The sequence below is a fragment of the Saccharopolyspora sp. NFXS83 genome (assembly GCF_026241095.1).
Lineage (GTDB): Bacteria > Actinomycetota > Actinomycetes > Mycobacteriales > Pseudonocardiaceae > Saccharopolyspora_C.
In genome coordinates this window covers 155,164-170,507 of the sequence record NZ_JAPFGB010000009.1, presented here as the reverse complement: position 1 = coordinate 170,507, position 15,344 = coordinate 155,164, and the positions used below count along the sequence as shown (strand labels likewise).

The 15,344-nt window shown below is 71.2% G+C and carries 15 protein-coding genes; 4 read left to right on the top strand and 11 right to left on the bottom strand.

Features of this window, described 5'->3' with window-relative positions; translation table 11 throughout:
* Positions 1-54 precede the first annotated feature (54 nt).
* The 8 genes from OOZ19_RS12730 to OOZ19_RS12695 all read right to left on the bottom strand — a co-directional run bounded on the left by OOZ19_RS12730 (position 55) and on the right by OOZ19_RS12695 (position 9,157).
* On the bottom strand, positions 55-1,017 hold the full coding sequence (locus OOZ19_RS12730; RefSeq protein ID WP_266090304.1) for a VanZ family protein: 963 nt from the start codon (positions 1,015-1,017) through the stop codon (positions 55-57).
* 226 nt (positions 1,018-1,243) lie between these two features.
* A complete protein-coding gene (locus tag OOZ19_RS12725) occupies positions 1,244-2,404 on the bottom strand; it encodes a S8 family peptidase (protein ID WP_266090377.1) in 1,161 nt (386 codons plus the stop codon).
* A 693-nt stretch (positions 2,405-3,097) separates the two neighbouring features.
* Complete coding sequence (locus tag OOZ19_RS12720; RefSeq protein ID WP_266090303.1) at positions 3,098-3,856, bottom strand: succinate dehydrogenase/fumarate reductase iron-sulfur subunit; 759 nt, start codon at positions 3,854-3,856, stop codon at positions 3,098-3,100.
* 11 nt (positions 3,857-3,867) lie between these two features.
* Positions 3,868-5,757, bottom strand: a complete 1,890-nt coding sequence (locus OOZ19_RS12715) for a fumarate reductase/succinate dehydrogenase flavoprotein subunit (protein ID WP_266090302.1) — start codon at positions 5,755-5,757, stop codon at positions 3,868-3,870.
* 10 nt (positions 5,758-5,767) lie between these two features.
* Positions 5,768-6,592 (bottom strand): succinate dehydrogenase subunit SdhC, encoded by an 825-nt coding sequence (gene sdhC / locus OOZ19_RS12710; protein WP_266090301.1) that lies wholly within the window; start codon positions 6,590-6,592, stop codon positions 5,768-5,770.
* Positions 6,593-6,716: 124 nt separating this feature from the next.
* A complete protein-coding gene (locus tag OOZ19_RS12705) occupies positions 6,717-6,998 on the bottom strand; it encodes an Rv0250c family protein (RefSeq protein WP_266090300.1) in 282 nt (93 codons plus the stop codon).
* Positions 6,999-7,178: 180 nt separating this feature from the next.
* The gene (locus tag OOZ19_RS12700; protein WP_266090299.1) at positions 7,179-7,328 is read right to left on the bottom strand and encodes a hypothetical protein; all 150 of its coding nucleotides are present in this window, start codon (positions 7,326-7,328) and stop codon (positions 7,179-7,181) included.
* Positions 7,325-9,157, bottom strand: a complete 1,833-nt coding sequence (locus OOZ19_RS12695; protein WP_266090298.1) for a hypothetical protein — start codon at positions 9,155-9,157, stop codon at positions 7,325-7,327. Before OOZ19_RS12695 ends, OOZ19_RS12700 begins: the two co-directional genes overlap by 4 nt.
* Before the next feature lie 93 nt (positions 9,158-9,250).
* On the opposite strand from OOZ19_RS12695, the gene OOZ19_RS12690 reads away from it, so the two are divergent.
* Positions 9,251-9,616: a cupredoxin domain-containing protein gene (locus tag OOZ19_RS12690; RefSeq protein WP_266090297.1), complete on the top strand. Its 366-nt coding sequence runs from the start codon at positions 9,251-9,253 to the stop codon at positions 9,614-9,616.
* The gene (locus tag OOZ19_RS12685; protein WP_266090296.1) at positions 9,613-10,905 is read left to right on the top strand and encodes a hypothetical protein; all 1,293 of its coding nucleotides are present in this window, start codon (positions 9,613-9,615) and stop codon (positions 10,903-10,905) included. The genes OOZ19_RS12690 and OOZ19_RS12685 overlap by 4 nt, the downstream gene beginning before the upstream one ends.
* A gap of 66 nt (positions 10,906-10,971) precedes the next feature.
* Here OOZ19_RS12685 and OOZ19_RS12680 read toward each other — a convergent pair whose 3' ends face one another.
* The 3 genes from OOZ19_RS12680 to OOZ19_RS12670 all read right to left on the bottom strand — a co-directional run bounded on the left by OOZ19_RS12680 (position 10,972) and on the right by OOZ19_RS12670 (position 13,877).
* On the bottom strand, positions 10,972-11,202 hold the full coding sequence (locus tag OOZ19_RS12680; protein WP_266090295.1) for a hypothetical protein: 231 nt from the start codon (positions 11,200-11,202) through the stop codon (positions 10,972-10,974).
* 201 nt (positions 11,203-11,403) lie between these two features.
* Positions 11,404-12,816: a xylulokinase gene (xylB, locus tag OOZ19_RS12675; RefSeq protein ID WP_266090294.1), complete on the bottom strand. Its 1,413-nt coding sequence runs from the start codon at positions 12,814-12,816 to the stop codon at positions 11,404-11,406.
* Positions 12,817-12,983: 167 nt separating this feature from the next.
* Positions 12,984-13,877, bottom strand: a complete 894-nt coding sequence (locus tag OOZ19_RS12670; protein ID WP_266090293.1) for an SAM-dependent methyltransferase — start codon at positions 13,875-13,877, stop codon at positions 12,984-12,986.
* Between the two features lie 154 nt (positions 13,878-14,031).
* On the opposite strand from OOZ19_RS12670, the gene OOZ19_RS12665 reads away from it, so the two are divergent.
* Together OOZ19_RS12665 and OOZ19_RS12660 are read left to right on the top strand one after the other, a co-directional pair.
* Positions 14,032-14,499, top strand: a complete 468-nt coding sequence (locus OOZ19_RS12665) for a (2Fe-2S)-binding protein (protein WP_266090292.1) — start codon at positions 14,032-14,034, stop codon at positions 14,497-14,499.
* Positions 14,496-15,305 (top strand): FAD binding domain-containing protein, encoded by an 810-nt coding sequence (locus OOZ19_RS12660; RefSeq protein WP_266090291.1) that lies wholly within the window; start codon positions 14,496-14,498, stop codon positions 15,303-15,305. Before OOZ19_RS12665 ends, OOZ19_RS12660 begins: the two co-directional genes overlap by 4 nt.
* Positions 15,306-15,344: the final 39 nt, after the last annotated feature.

The following is a 15,344-nucleotide window of genomic DNA, read 5'->3' as shown; positions in this document are numbered from 1 at the left end:
CGCGTCCGGCCGGGTGGTGCCGGTGGCCGGGCGCGGGTCACCCGGCCACCGACGTCAGGACCGCCGCGCGGGCGTGCGACCGGAGGGCACGCCCTGGCGCGGCCGTCCGCCCGAGGCGTTCACCGCGGCCGGGAAGGCCCGCTCGATGGCCGCCGGGGACGGGACGCGTCCCCCGCGCGGCGCCGCGTTCGCGGGGATCCGCCCGCCCTGGGCCGGAGCCAGGGCCTTCGCGGGAGACGGGACGTTCGCCGCGGCCGGGCCGCGCGAAGCGGTCCTGCGCGCGTCGGCAGGGAGCGGGGCGCCGGGCCGACGCGCCGGAACCGCGTTCCGCTCGCCGCTCTGCCGGGGCGCGATCCGCACCGCGGCGGCGTCCGAGCGCCGCGTGCCGGGGACGCGCTCCTGTTCGATCTTCGCGATGATCCGCCACACCGTGGTCTGCGCCTCGTCCGGTTCGACGCTGCGGTGGTTCGGACCGAGCAGCTGGCCCTGAGCGCGCCACCAGCGAGCGCACACCACGACGCCGCCCACGGACGCGCCGAGCGTGTTGAGCACGACGTCGTCGGTCGAGGCGACTCGGCCGGGGATGAAGAAGAACTGCACCGTCTCGATCATCAGCGCCGTCGTCAGCCCGCCGATGACGATCTTGCCGAGGCTGTCGAACCAGCGGACCCGCAGCGGCACCAGCGTCGCCACCGGAAGCAGCAGCACCAGGTTCCCGGCCAGCTGCACCCACGGCCGCACATCGCCGGGAGCCGCCCGCAGCGCCGTGTACAGGTCGTTGCCGATCTCCATGCGGACCCGCTCCGCGATCTCCGGCTGCGGGTAGAACACCAGGTAGGCGGTGAACATCACCGCGAACACGAGCACCGCGTCGATCAGCGGATCGTGCAGCGGGGAGACCGACCGGAGGCTGTTGCTGCGCACCGTGCCGGACACGGCCGCGACGAGCACCGCGAGCGGGAACAGGACCGTCAGCGCCGGGACGAAGCCGTCGAACGCCAGAAAGAGTTGATACACCTCAGCCGCACTTCCTCTGGTCAGTGCCAGGACCGCGAACCAATGTCTGCATCAGGTGGTTCCGCGTGGTGCGGCGGATGCACCGCGACCACGGACGACCACCTGTCCGCGCTCATCGCGCGAGGGAATCGGCGGTCGGCATTGACCGATCAAGAAGGAGGTCAAGAAGGTGGCCGGGCATCGCCTCACGGGTCGATACCCGGCCACACCGGTTTCTTGCGGAGCGTCAGCCCGCGTCGACCTGGAGCAGGTCGGCGATGGTGCCCTGCGGCGCACCCTGGACGACGCCGACCGAGGCGCCGCCCTGCAGGCCCTTGATCACGTCAGCCGGGGTCGCACCCTGGTTGGCCTCGAGGAACAGCGCACCGGCACCGGCCACGTGCGGGCTGGCCATCGAGGTGCCGTCCATCGCCTCGGTGCCGCCACCGGGGACGGTCGAGGTGATGTCCACGCCGGGGGCGTAGCCCTCGACGGTCGCGCCGAAGTTGGTGAACTCGGCCGAGGTGTCGCTGATGTCGGAGGCCGCCGTGGTGAACACGCCCTCCGCGCTGGCCGGGGACACGTTCTCCGCGTCCTGCGACTCGTTGCCCGCCGCGACCGCGAGGAACACGCCGCTGTCGACCAGGCCGGTGGCGGCCTCGTCCAGCGCCGGGTCCTTGCTGCCGCCGAGCGACATGTTCGCCACGGACGGGCCGTTGGCGTTCTGCGCGACCCAGTCCATGCCGGCGATGATGTCGGCGCTGGTGCCGCTGCCGTCGTCGCCGAGCACCTTCACGCCGACCAGCTCGGCCTGGGGGGCCACGCCATAGGTCTTGGAGCCGATGGTGCCCGCGGTGTGCGTGCCGTGGCCCTGGACGTCGCCGCCGTCACCACCGGTGGCGTCGAAGCCAAACTTGGCGCGGCCCTCGAAGTCGGGGTGGTCGACGGCGAGGCCGGTGTCGATGACGTACGCGGTGACGCCCGCGCCGGTCTGCGCCGGGGCGTAGGTGTCGTCCAGCGGCAGCGCCGGCTGGTCCAGCCGGTCCAGGCCCCAGGAGCCGACGGCGGCGGCGTGCGGCGCCTCGACCTGGATGCGGAAGCTCTGCGAGACGCCTTCGACGGCCTGGTTGGCGCGCACGTCGTGCAGCTGCTGGGGGCTCAACGAGGCCGAGAAGCCGTTGAGGGTGTTGTTGTAGACGTGCTCGGTCTGCACGCCCAGTTCCTTGGCGACGTCGGCGGCGTTGGCGCCGGCCTTCAGGTTCACCACGAAGGAGTCACCGGCACCGGCGGCGTTGGCCGCGTGCATGGTCAGCGGGGCGAGGTCGGCCTGCGGGGCGGCGGCGAGTGCGGGAACCGCTGCGACCACGAGTGCCGCGGCGGAGAGACCGGCGCCGGCACCGAACAGCATTTTCTTCACGGGATTACCTCCGTCACGAACCGACACGTTTCCGGCGGACGCACCGCCCGGCACTGGAGTCGATTGCTCTAATTGACTCGGATGCCGAAAACGTAGCTACCGGGCCCAGCTGGAAACAAAGGCATGGCTAGAACCCGCCACCCCTCCGCGACGTGCGTCGACGCCTTCCAAGATCTGCATCTTGACAGGCCTTAGCTGGCGTTTTCCCGAGAATTGGGAGCGATCCGAGCGGGGGTGTGATGACGCACGCAATGGGACTTTGCCATCATTCACACGGCCACAATGGGCGGTGACTGTTCAACTTGGGAAAGTGCGGGAAAAACGTGGAGGAAGTGCCGGTCAACCGGACGACGCCCCAGCTCAAGCACTGTACGACGTGAACTCTCGACGACCTGCCAGCACGAACGTCCGGCACCCCGCCCGAAAATGGAGTGATTTCCGCCCCAGCGCGAGGTCTTGCCGACGCGCTCGGATCGGCTTCTCCCCGCCGGACAATCCCACGAGGGTCCGAAATGGTCGATTTTCCCGAGCGAGTAACCGTGCGCATGCGACATCAGCACGTACCGTAAATGATTCCCGCCATTTGAAACGATTCGCGAAACTCCTTGACCCGCCCGGACCGACCTGCCAGGTGGAACCGCGAGCCCGTGCGGTGCCCTTTTCCGGTCCGGGCGGTGACGGGCCTCAGTCCCGCTTGCGGCGGAACAGCCGCAGCAGCGGGTCGTAGTACCGATCGGCGGCGCGTTCCTTCAACGGGATGAGCGCGTTGTCGGTGATCTGGATGTGCTCCGGGCACACGTCGGTGCAGCACCGGGTGATGTTGCACAGCCCGAGTCCGTGCTCCTCGCGCGCCTCGTCGGCCCGGTCCGCGCGGGTCTCGCCGCGGGCGTCCAGCGGGTGCATCTCCAGTTCGGCCACCCGCATCAGGAACCTCGGCCCGGAGAACGCCTCCTTGTTGTCCTCGTGGTCGCGGATCACGTGGCAGACGTCCTGGCACAGGAAGCATTCGATGCACTTGCGGAACTCCTGCGAGCGCTGCACGTCCACCTGCTGCATGCGGTACTCGCCGGGTTCGAGGTCGGCGGGCGGCTCGAACGCGGGCACCTCGCGGGCTTTGACGTAGTTGAACGACACGTCGCACACCAGGTCCTTGATCACCGGGAAGGTGCGCATCGGCGTCACCGTGATGACCTCGTCGGTGGCGAACGTCGACATCCGCGTCATGCACATCAGCTTCGGCTTGCCGTTGATCTCCGCCGAGCAGGACCCGCACTTGCCGGCCTTGCAGTTCCACCGCACCGCGAGGTCGGGGCATTCGGTGGCCTGCAGGCGGTGCACGAGGTCGAGCACGACCTCGCCCTCCGCCGCCTCGACGACGTGGTCCCGCAGCTCGCCGCCGTCGGCGTCGCCGTGCCACACGCGAAGATGCGCCAGGTAACTCATCGTCGGCCTCCTCAGCCCGCCGTGGCGGCGAGTTCCTCGTCGGTGAAGTACTTGCGCAGCTCTTCGGCCGCGAACAGTTCCAGCAGGTCCGGGCGCACCGGGAGCTGGCGCTGCTCGTCGACGCGGACGCCGTCCCTGCTCAGCGAGCAGGCCAGCAGGGTGCGCCGCCAAACGGGAGCCATGCCGGGGTGGTCGTCGCGGGTGTGGCCACCGCGGCTCTCGGTGCGCAGCACCGCCGCCCGCGCCACGCATTCGCTCACCAGGAGCATGTTCCGCAGGTCGAGAGCGAGGTGCCAGCCGGGGTTGAACTGCCGGTTGCCCTCGACCACCAGGTTCCGGGCGCGTTCGCGCAGTTCTTCCAGGCGCTGCAACGCGTCCTGCATCTGCTCGCCGACGCGGATGATGCCGACCAGGTCGTTCATCACCTGCTGCAGCTCGGAGTGCAGGGCGTACGGGTTCTCCGCGGTCGAGCCCGCGGCGGGCGCGAACGGCTGCTCCGCCCGCTCGGCCGCATCGTCCACATCGGACGGCCGGGGCTCCGGCCGGTGCCCGGCCGCCAGGTATTCCGCGGCGCCGAGCCCCGCCCGCCTGCCGAACACGAGCAGGTCCGACAACGAGTTCCCGCCCAGCCGGTTCGACCCGTGCATCCCGCCCGCGACCTCACCGGCCGCGAACAGCCCCGGCACCCCGGAGGCCGCGGTGTCCGGGTCGACCTCCACTCCGCCCATCACGTAGTGGCAGGTGGGGCCGACCTCCATCATCTCCCCGGTGATGTCCACGTCGGCCAGTTCGCGGAACTGGTGGTGCATCGACGGCAGCCGCCGGGTGATCTCGTCCGGGGTCAGCCGGGTCGCGATGTCCAGGAACACCCCGCCGTGCTCCGATCCGCGCCCCGCCTTGATCTCGCTGTTGATCGCGCGGGCCACCTCGTCGCGGGGCAGCAGTTCGGGTGGTCTGCGGTTGGCCTCGGGGTCGGCGTACCAGCGGTCCGCCTCCTCCTCGGTGTCGGCGTAGTTGTCCTTGAACACGTCGGGGATGTAGTCGAACATGAACCGGCGCCCGCCCGAGTCGCGCAGCACTCCCCCGTCACCGCGCACGGACTCGGTGACGAGGATGCCCTTCACGCTCGGCGGCCACACCATGCCGGTCGGGTGGAACTGCACGAACTCCATGTTGATCAGCGCGGCGCCGGCGCGCAGCGCCAACGCGTGCCCGTCGCCGGTGTATTCCCACGAGTTCGACGTGACCTTGAACGACTTGCCGATGCCGCCGGTCGCGAGGATCACCACCGGCGCGCGGAACTGCACGTAGCGCCCGCTCTCCCGCCAATAGGCGAACGCCCCGGCGATCCGTCCGTCCGGGGCGTCCTTGAGCAGTTCGGTGACGGTGCACTCCTGGAACACCTTCAACCCGGCCTCGTAATCGCCGTGCTCGGCGAAGTCGGCCTGCTGCAACGCGACGATCTTCTGCTGCAAGGTCCGGATGAGCTCCAGCCCGGTGCGGTCGCCGACGTGCGCGAGCCGCGGGTACTCGTGGCCGCCGAAGTTGCGCTGGCTGATCCGGCCGTCGGCGGTGCGGTCGAACAGCGCCCCGTAGGTCTCCAGCTCCCACACCCGATGCGGCGCCTCCCGCGCGTGCAGCTCCGCCATCCGCCAGTTGTTCAGGAACTTCCCGCCGCGCATCGTGTCCCGGAAGTGCACCTGCCAGTCGTCGTGCGGGTTGGCGTTGCCCATCGAGGCCGCGATGCCGCCTTCGGCCATCACCGTGTGGGCCTTGCCGAACAACGACTTGCACACCACCGCGGTGCGCAGTCCGCGCTGCCGGGTCTCGATGGCCGCGCGCAGTCCCGCGCCGCCCGCACCGATCACGATGACGTCGTAGTCGTGCTGCTCGATCCGCATCGAGGGCCTTTCAGTTGAACAGTCGGGGATCGGGGAAGGCACCGGCCGCGATGAGCAGCACGTACAGGTCGACCAGCGCCACCGACAGCAGCGAGGCCCAGGCGAGCTGCATGTGCCGCGCGTTGAGCGCGCTCACCTTGGTCCACAGCCAGTAGCGCACGGGGTGCTTGGAGAAGTGGTTGATGCGACCGCCGATGAGGTGCCTGCACGAGTGGCAGGACACCGTGTAGATCCACAGCAGCACCGCGTTGACCACCATGAGCAGCGAGCCGAGCCCGACGCCGAAACCGCCGTCGGCGCCGCGGAACGCGATCACGGTGTCGTAGGTGAGCACGGCCGCGACCAGCAGCGCGACGTAGAAGAAGTACCGGTGCACGTTCTGCATCACCAGCGGGAACCGCGTCTCGCCGGTGTAGCGGCGGTGCGGTTCGGCGACCGCGCACGCCGGTGGCGCCGCCCAGAACGAGCGGTAGTAGGCCTTGCGGTAGTAGTAGCAGGTCAGCCGGAACCCGAACACGAACGGCAGCACGATCACCGGGGGCGGCAGGAACGGCCCCATCGCGGGGAGCCACTGCCCCCAGTGGCTCGCCCCCGGTACGCAGGCCGCGCTCAGGCACGGCGAGTAGAACGGCGCCAGGTAGTGGTACTCGGGCACCCAGTAGGCGGTGTTCATGAACGTGCGGATCAGGCCGTAGATCAGGAACAACCCCAGCCCGACCACCGTGACCAGCGGCCCGAGCCACCACCGGTCGGTGCGCCGCGTGCGCGGGTCGGCGCGACCGGGCGGGTGGGCGGGTTCGGCGCTGGACGGATCGATACCGGGGAGTGCGGACATGGGTGACCTCGTTGTCGGTGTCCGGTTCGGCCTGGATGGCTCGATCGTTCTTGCCGGTGCTGGGTCGTCCACTCGTACCGGCGCTGGCCTCGGCGCCGTTGCCGGAGCCGCCGCGCCGGTTCGATCAGTGCTGCTGCCTGCCGCCGACCCCTTCGTCGTCGGCGTCGCGCCACAACGACGGGTCGTAGGGCGTGTCCGGCACCATCACCGTGTCGCCGCGGGTCATCTCCCGGCGTGGGGCGGGCAATGCGGACAGTTCGGCCAGGTCGATCTCGAGCCGTTCCACATCGTTGCTCAGGCGGCGCACGGCCGCAGCGTTTCCGTACCGCGATCGGAGCATGCCGACGCTGCTGCGCAGCTGCCCCAGAACTCGCTGCACATCGGTCAGTTCAGTCGTCGAAGACATGGGCGAACACCTCTCGTACGGGTCGTCGCATCGACCTCTTCGAGAGTGCCCTGGGCCCACAATTGTGACAAGAGCCACACGGTCGACTTCCAGGATTTCCCTCGACCGAGCCCGGATTTCACCCGACCCGCAGGCGGTTCGAGCCGGGTTCCGGAAACCCGCGGTGACCGGGATCCGGGCTCAGTCGTCGTCGGCGTCGTCCCGGGAGCGCCGGCGGTCCCGGTAGACGATCACCGCGACGACGCCGACGACCGCGAAGGTGGGCACGAAGAACGGCACCGCCGTGATGATGGGGTGGCTGGCCAGGATCTGCGCCTCCGCGAGGATCACACCGCCGTCCTCTCCGGCTCCGGTGACCGCTCCGGCGCACCGGCTCCGACGCGCCCGATCCGCTGCGCGCCCCAGCCCAGCGACAGCACCAGGGCCAGCGAGCACGCCAGCACGACCAGCGAGCAGGTCACCCACAGCCAGGACGGGATGTCCTGCTTCGTCTCGCGCTGCAACACCTGCCACTCCGGTTGCGAGTCTCGGGTGAACTGCGGGTCCGCGGTCACCGCGGGCACGCCCAGCGCCTCGTCGGCGGGCATGTAGACCGGGACGGCGACCATCGCGCGGCCCTCGTGGAACCGGATCATGGTCTTCCAGGTGCCGTGCAGCGGCATCGGCTCGTTGGTGCGGTAGGTGTCCGGGCCGATCTGGGTGAGCCGATCGACGTGCAGGTCACCGCCTTGCCAGCCGGTCATGGTGAGCCAGGTGGAGTCCTGCCCGGTGCCTGCCGGGCTCATCCGCACGACGGCGTGGCCGGTGCGGTCCTGCGGTCCGCCCCGCACGTCGGTGAGCGTGACGGTGGCCTGCACGGGGGGCGCGGTGCCGACCAGCGCGTTGGTCACCGCGAGCGCGATCACCACGAGCGCGCCGGCGAACAGGGGCACCGAGGTCTTGCGGCGCGGCAGCTCACCGCGCAGCGCACCGGCGAGCAGCGCGCCGAGCACGCCGCCCGCGACACCACCCGCCACCGCCATGGCGGCGCCTTCGACGGCCATGTCCGGAGTCCACGGCAGCGGGAAGGCGACCTGGGTCCACGCGTACTCGGACGCGTACCCGACGGTGCCGATGAGCAGGCCGGACACCACGCCGAGCGCCAGCGCGCGACGGGCGAGCAGCAGCGCGGCGGCTTCGACGCAGAGGGCTTCCACGACGTGCAGCGGGATGGCGGCGAACTGCTCCCCGAGCACGGGGCCCACGAGCACGGCGACGCCGCCGCGCACCAGCACGTAGAACCCGACGACGAACAGCGCCGCGCCGCGACCGGCCCACAACCGCGCGACGACCAGCGCGCAGCCGACGGCGACGGCGATCAGGAACGGCTGGTGCACCATGCGGAACTGCTGCACGCCGAAGTCGAACTCGGCTTGGAACACCGACAGGCCGACGAGCAGCCCTCCGATGGCCATGCCGCGGTGCGCGAACCGCGGCAGCGCGCCCGGTTCGCCGAGGTCGGAGCGGGCGAGCCTGCCTTCGCGTTCGAGCAGCGCGACGGCGACCAGCGACAGGCCGGCTCCGCCGATGAGCATCAGGTGCGTCGGCCCCCACAGCGTCACGTCCTGGCCGAAGATGCGGTGCCACACGTCGTCGAGCGGGAATCCGAGCAGCGCGTAGAACCCGGCTCCCGCCAGCAGCAGCCCGCTGACCGGGGCGTACCAGTCGCGGGTGATGCGCACGGCCGCGCCGCCGACGGGTTCGTCCTTGGGCAGCACGACGGCGAGCATGCCCGCGGTGAACAGGCCGAACAGGCCGATGAGGATCGGGTAGTGCGCGATGTTGGCCAGCGGGCCTTCGTCGCGTCCCTGGGTGATGTGCAGCGAGATGTCCCAGTACATCCCGAGCAGCGCCGTGACCAGTGAGATCATCGCGACGATCTGCGGCAGCGCGACCCAGCCGGGCAGCCCGCGCGGCAGCACGCGCTGGGACAGCGCGGCGGCTCGCTCCAGGAGCCGGGTGCGGCCGGTGCGGTGCGCGTACCCGAGCAGCAGGAGCAGCAGGGTCAGCACGGTCGCGCCGCCGGAGGCGATGAAGATCTGGTCGAGCGCGGCACCTCCGGTGGGCCGCACCTCTTGCGTCAGCAGCGCCCGGTGCCACTCGGCGGAGGTCTGGTTCATGCGAGCCATGGAACACCAGAAGCTGGACAATGTCATCCCCCAATGTGACATTGTTGGTTGTAAACATTCGGTGTGACCAGGAGGACCACTGAGATGACAACGACGGCGCGGCTCATCGGATGCGTGCTCACCGCCTCGACCCTGCTGCTGGCGGGCTGCGGTGCTCCCCCGCCCGCGCCCGCCGCACCGGACGCGCCGCCGGTGGTCGTCGACGCGGAGGTCGCGGGCGGCCAGGTACGCACCGGCACCGAGCGGGTGTCCGTCCCGCTCGGCGGCCAGGTCCGGTACCAGGTGCGCAGCGACCGCCCCGACGAGCTGCACGTCCACGGCTACGACGAGTCGGCACCGCTGACCCCCGGCCAGGTCGGCGTCGTCGAGTTCACCGCCGACCTCCCCGGCGTGTTCGAAGCCGAGCTGCACGAGTCCGGGCTGTCGCTGCCCAGCCTGGAAGTGCGGTGAGCACCGAGTTCCTCGCGCACGGCCTCGGCGGGCGCACCGACCTGCCGCTCAACGGCGCCGCCGCGGTCGTCGGCGGGGCGCTGGCGGTCGCCGTGTCGTTCGTCGCGCTGCTCGCGCTGTGGTCGAAGCCGTGGCTGGACCCGGAGGCCGGGAGGCCCGTCCGGCTCGCCGCGGTGAACTCCGCTCGGCTGCGCGGTGCCGCCCGGATCGTGGTGCTGCTGCTCGCGGTCTTCGTGGTGGCCGTCGGCCTGTTCGGCCCGGCGGAGACGAACGCGAACCTGGCGCCGTGGGCGCTGTTCGTGACGTTCTGGGTCGGGCTGATTCCCGCGAGCGTGCTGCTGGGACCCGTGTGGCGAGCGGTGAACCCGCTGCGCACCGTGCTGCGCGCTTTGCGGCTGGGGCGTGATCCGCGGCCGATGCCCGCGTGGCTCGGCTACCGGGTGGCGACGGCCTGGCTGCTGGGTTTCGTGTGGCTGGAGCTGGTCGCGCCGAACCGCGCCGATCCGCGGCTGGTCGCCGCGCTGATCCTCGGCTACGCGCTGCTGAACCTGGCCGCCGGCGCCCGCTACGGACCCGCGTGGTTCGAGCGGGGCGACGGTTTCGAGGTGTACTCGACGCTGCTGGCCCGCTTCGCGCCGCTGGGACGCCGCTCGGACGGGCGGTTGATCCTGCGCAATCCGCTGGCCGGCCTGGTGCACCCCGACCCGGTTCCCGGACTCGCCGGGTTGGCGTGCGTGCTGATCGGGTCGACCGCGTTCGACGGGCTCACCCGCACCAGCTGGTGGCAGGCGCTGCTGAACACGACGACGTGGCCGGACGTGCTGGTGGCGACCGGCGGCCTGGTGGTGTCGATCGCGGGAATCTCGGTGCTGTACTTCGGTTCGATGCGGCTGAGCGCGATCACCTCGGGCAGCGCGGAGCCGTTGGCCGCCCGGTTCGCCGCGACGCTGCTGCCGATCGCCGTGGGCTACGGCGTGGCGCACTACTTCTCGTTCTTCGTGATCGAAGGCCAGCAGCCGTTCATCCTGGCCGGTGACCCGTTCGGCACCGGGCTGGACCTGTTCGGATCGGCCGGGAACGTGCCGGACTACTCGGTGCTCTCCCCCGGCGCGGTGGCGATGGTGCAGATCAACGCGATCGTGCTCGGCCACCTCGCGAGCACCGCCGCCGCGCACGACCAGGCGCTGCGCTTGTTCGACGCGCGCGGGGCCCGCCTCGGTCAGCTGCCGGTGGTGGTGGCGATGGTGCTGCTGACCGGAACGGGCCTGCTGCTGTTGCTCTCGGGCTGATCAGCGGCCGTGGCAACGCGACAGGCCCGTTCCGATCGGAACGGGCCTGTCGTAGTCGGGTTCGGGTCAGCAGCCGCCGCCCCCGCCGTCACCGCCGCCCCCGCAGCCACCGCCGTCGAAGCCACCGCTGACTCCGCCGCCGTCGAAGCCACCGCCGGACGTCGAGTGGTGGGCGTCCCCGGCCCCGATGAACGGAGCGGTCGAGTACCCGCCACGGCGAGCCGCGGGCCGGCGCCGAGCGAGCAGCCCGATCACCACCGCGAACACGAGCACCGTCAACGCCACTACCGTGATCATGACGATCAACCCCCATCGTCGTCCCGGGTTCAACACCGCCCGCGGGAGCCCGTTTCCCGCTGCACGCGGACGTCCCAGGAAGCTACCAGCCGCAACGGCCCTGAAAACCCGTTTTCGCACCCGCCAAGGGAATGCCCTCGGTGATCCGCTCTCGGAAGGCCGCTCCGCCGGCTGTCGTTTCACCGCAGCGGGTTCTCGCCGTCAGAGGCCGTGGATTTGTTCGCGGGCGGTGCGGTAGGCGTGGCGGACGGCTTCGCCCTGGTAGATGTTCGCCGCCGGGCAAGGCTCGGAGCGCAGTTCCCAGTCCGGTGGGGTGGTCGAGCCGGAGATCGCCCACGCGGCCTGCTTCGCCGCGCCGAGCGCGACGTACTCGGTGGCCTCCGGGATCTCCACCGGGACCCCGAACAGCGAGGGGGCGACCGCGCGCACCGCGGCGGATTCGCTCGCGCCACCGATCAGCAGCACCCTGCGGACGTCCACGCCCACCGCGCGCAGCGCCTCGACGCCGTCGGCGAGGCCGCACAACATGCCTTCGACGGCGGCCCGCGCCAGGTTCTCCGGAGTCATGTTGGTGCCGCGGAGGCCGGTGAGGGTGCCGGAGGCGTCCGGCAGGTCCGGGGTCCGCTCGCCCTCCAGGTAGGGCAGCAGGGTCAGCCCGCCCGCACCCGGTGCCGCGTCCAGGGCGAGCCGGTCCAGCCCGGCGAGGTCGGTGCCGAGCATGCTCGCCGTACCGCTGAGCACCCTGGCCGCGTTGAGCGTGCACACCAGCGGCAGGTACCGGCCGGTGGCGTCGCAGAATCCCGCGACGAGGCCCGTCGCGTCGGCGCAGGGGTGGTCGGCGACGGCGAACGCGGTGCCGGAGGTTCCCAACGACACGACCACGTCGCCCGGCCCCGCGCCGATCCCCAGCGCCCCGGCCATGTTGTCGCCGGTGCCCGCGCCGAGCAGCGCGCCCTCCAGCGGGGCGAATCCGGAGACGCGGCCCGCGGACTCGGCCGGTCCCAGCACGTCCGGCAGGCGCGGGGTCCGGCCGCCCATGGCCTCGCCGAGCAGGTCCGGCAGCCACCGTCCGGTCGCGGGCGCGTAGTACCCCGTGCCGGAGGCGTCACCGCGGTCGGTGCACGCCCGCTCGGGGCGGTCGGCGAACAGCCAGGTCAACCAGTCGTGCGGGAGCAGCACCCGGTCGACGCGGTCGGCGTGGCGCGGTTCGTTCTCCGCCAGCCAGGCCAGTTTCGTGAGGGTGAAGCTCGCGACCGGCACCAGCCCGGTGCGGTCGGCGAGCGCCGCCGCGCCGTGCGCGTCGATCAGCGCGCGGGCCTGCGGCGCGGAGCGGGTGTCGTTCCACAGCAACGCGTCGCGCACCGGGTTCCCCGCGTCGTCCAGCGCGACCATGCCGTGCTGCTGGCCCGCGACGGACACCGCTTCGATCTTGCCGGGAGTGCGGGCGGCGGCGTGCTCGACGGCCTCCTGCGCCGCCGTCCACCACGCCCACGGGTCCACTTCGGTTCCCGCCGGGTGGTGCGCTTTCCCCTCGGCCACGACCCGGCCGGTTTCCGCGTCGGCGACCACTGCCTTGGTGGACTGGGTCGAACTGTCGATGCCGAGAACGAACACGAGTCAGCCTCCCTGTGCTGCGGTGCGACGACGAAATCCTGCCAGATCCCCGAGACCGGCCGGAGGAGTCCGCCCCGAGACCACCGAGCGCGCCCGGTTCATCGCGTCCCGCGTCCTACGTCCCGCTCGCGCGGCCCGGGCGGCGTGGTCCTGGCGCCGGAACCCGATCAGGGTTTGCGGCCGACTCCGCACAGCAGCAGGTTCTGCGCGGGCACCAGCGAACGCAGCCGAGGACCGTCCGGCCACCAGTCCGCGGCCCGCGTCAGGCCGGGCTCGGTGATCTCGGTGCCGTCGAACAGCGCGGTGATCTCCTCGCGGTCCCGGAACCAGCCGGTGCCGAGCTCGGCGAGCATCAGCTTTTCCAGCCGTGCGGCCGTTTCGGCGTGCGCGGGCTCCTCCGGGCGGTGCAGGTGGCTCACCGCCACGTACGAACCCGGGGCCAGCGCGTCCACGTACTCCGCCATCACGCGGTGCGGGCGCTGCCCGTCCGAGACGTGCTGCAACGTCGCGCCCTGCAGCAGCGCCACCGGCCGGGACAGGTCGATGTTGCGGGCGATGGCGGGCATCGCCAGCAGCTCGGCGGTGCGGGTCAAGTCGGCGAAGGCGAAGTGGGTGTGGTCGTTGTCCGCGAGCAGCGCCTGGCCGTGCGAGTGCACCATCGGATCGTGGTCCACGTACACCACGACCGCGTCCGGATTTGCCCGCTGCGCCACCTGGTGGGTGTTCTCCGGCGCGGGCAGACCCGACCCGATGTCCAGGAACTGGTCGATGCCGACGGTTTGCGCCAGGTAGCGCACCACCCGCATCAGCCATTCCCGGTGATCCACGGTGGCGGTGACCAGGCCCGGCGACACCTCTAGGGCGGCGTCGACGACGGCGCGGTCCACCGCGTAGTTGTCCTTGCCGCCGAGCAGCGCGTCGAAGCAGCGCGCCACGCTGGCACTTCTGGTGTTCAACCGCCGCATGTCCAGCGGACCGGTCGAGGAGGAGTCCACCGCCGCGGCGTCGCGGGAACACGTCCACCCTCGACGGACGGGATCGACACCGGGGCGATCAGACATCGAACACCTCGCAGCGGATCACGACACTCAGACTGTTATAAGCAGTATATGCATGTGCCGGGGTGGCTCCGGGGCATGGTCGTCGGACGAAAAATTGATCAAATCCGCCGAATTCCCGGTAGGCTGGCGGCCAGTCTTCGCGAGGGAGCGCAGGTTGCGAGTCACGATCACCGTCAACGACACCGAGCAACGGCACGAGGTGGAGGACCGCACCCTGCTCGTGCACTTCCTGCGCGAGACCTGCGGCCTGACCGGCACGAACACCGGCTGCGACACCACTTCGTGCGGCGCGTGCACGGTGCTGCTCGACGGCGAGTCCGTGAAGTCCTGCACCGTCCTGGCCGCGCAGGCCGACGGGCACGAGGTCACGACCATCGAAGGGCTCTCCACCGACGAGCGGCTGCACCCGGTGCAGCAGGCCTTCCAAGAGCGCCACGGCCTGCAATGCGGGTTCTGCACGCCCGGCATGGTGCTGGCATCGGTTTCGCTACTGCAGGAGAACCCCTCACCGACCGAGCGCGAGGTGCGCAACGGCCTGGAAGGCAACCTCTGCCGCTGCACCGGCTACCAGAACATCGTCGATTCGGTGCTCACCGCGTCGCGCGAGGAGGCCACCCGGTGATTCCCGCCGCGTTCACCTACCACCGCGCGAAGTCCGTGGACGACGCGTTGCGGCTGCTCGCCGAGCACGGCGACGACGCGAAACTGCTGGCGGGCGGGCATTCGCTGCTGCCGCTGATGAAACTGCGCCTCGCGGTGCCCGAACTGCTCGTCGACGTGAACGCGCTGCGCGAGCTCGCGTTCGTCGAGGACGCGGGGCCCGAGGTGCGGATCGGCGCGCTGACCCGGCACCACGACCTGGCGAACTCGGCGCTGCTGGCCCGCGCAGTGCCGCTGCTGGCGCACGCGGCGGGCACCATCGGCGATCCGCAGGTGCGCCACCGCGGCACCCTCGGCGGATCGCTCGCGCACGGCGACGCGGCGGCGGACCTGCCCGCGGTGGTGCTGGCGCTGGACGCGGTGCTGGTGCTGCGCGGACCCGACGGGACTCGGGACGTGCCCGCCGGGGAGTTCTTCGTGGACTTCTTCGAGACGGCGCTGGAACCGGGCGAGATCATCACCGAGGTCCGGGTGCCGAAGCAGAACGCCGGGTGGGACTTCCAGAAGTTCACCCGCCGCGCCATCGACTGGGCCGTGGTCGGCGTCGCCGTCGCCGGTGACGCGGTGGCGCTGGTGAACATGGGCGCGACGCCGCTGCGCGCCACCGCCGTCGAGACCGCGCTGGCCGCCGGCGCCTCGCTCGCCGAGGCGGCGGAGCACGCGGCCGACGGCACCTCCCCCGCCGACGAGCCGACGGCCTCCGCCGACTACCGCCGCCACCTCGCCCGAGTCCTCGTCCGTCGTGCCTTGGAGAACTCGCGGACCTGACCGCTCGTCGCCGCCGGGCCGGCGACGCGGTGTCGTAGA

Coding starts and splice junctions, on each gene's coding strand:
- OOZ19_RS12725 (WP_266090377.1), bottom strand. CDS start 2,404: ATGCTGTTCGGTGCCGGCGCCGGTCTCTCCGCCGCGGCACTCGTGGTC.
- OOZ19_RS12680 (WP_266090295.1), bottom strand. CDS start 11,202: ATGATCACGGTAGTGGCGTTGACGGTGCTCGTGTTCGCGGTGGTGATC.
- OOZ19_RS12690 (WP_266090297.1), top strand. CDS start 9,251: ATGACAACGACGGCGCGGCTCATCGGATGCGTGCTCACCGCCTCGACC.
- OOZ19_RS12695 (WP_266090298.1), bottom strand. CDS start 9,157: ATGAACCAGACCTCCGCCGAGTGGCACCGGGCGCTGCTGACGCAAGAG.
- OOZ19_RS12720 (WP_266090303.1), bottom strand. CDS start 3,856: ATGAGTTACCTGGCGCATCTTCGCGTGTGGCACGGCGACGCCGACGGC.
- OOZ19_RS12670 (WP_266090293.1), bottom strand. CDS start 13,877: ATGTCTGATCGCCCCGGTGTCGATCCCGTCCGTCGAGGGTGGACGTGT.
- OOZ19_RS12715 (WP_266090302.1), bottom strand. CDS start 5,757: ATGCGGATCGAGCAGCACGACTACGACGTCATCGTGATCGGTGCGGGC.
- sdhC (WP_266090301.1), bottom strand. CDS start 6,592: ATGTCCGCACTCCCCGGTATCGATCCGTCCAGCGCCGAACCCGCCCAC.
- OOZ19_RS12705 (WP_266090300.1), bottom strand. CDS start 6,998: ATGTCTTCGACGACTGAACTGACCGATGTGCAGCGAGTTCTGGGGCAG.